Origin of the sequence: Mesorhizobium sp. M7A.F.Ca.MR.245.00.0.0 (genome assembly GCF_003997415.1) — a bacterium.
In the GTDB taxonomy this organism is placed as follows: domain Bacteria; phylum Pseudomonadota; class Alphaproteobacteria; order Rhizobiales; family Rhizobiaceae; genus Mesorhizobium.
In genome coordinates this window covers 1-272 of record NZ_RZTE01000127.1, presented here as the reverse complement: position 1 = coordinate 272, position 272 = coordinate 1, and the positions used below count along the sequence as shown (strand labels likewise).

Annotated in this window: 1 protein-coding gene; it reads left to right on the top strand. The window is 67.3% G+C overall.

Annotated features, from left to right (window positions below; all coding sequences use genetic code 11):
• A partial coding sequence (locus tag EOB80_RS34385; protein ID WP_164762844.1) for a hydantoinase/oxoprolinase family protein occupies positions 1–272 on the top strand: 272 nt, incomplete at both ends.

Below are 272 nucleotides of genomic sequence, written 5' to 3'. Positions count from 1 at the left end.
CCCCTCGAGGGGGAGGGAAAGCCCTCGCCTCATGTTCATGATGTCGTCGGGCGGTCTCACCGCCGCCGACATGTTCCAGGGCAAGGATGCGCTGCTGTCAGGACCGGCCGGCGGCGTCGTCGGCATGGTCGAGACAGCCAGGCTCGCCGGCTTCGATAAGGTCATCGGCTTCGATATGGGCGGCACCTCCACCGACGTCGCCCACTATGACGGCGAATACGAACGCGCCTTCGACACCGAGGTCGCCGGCGTGCGCATCCGCGCGCCGATGA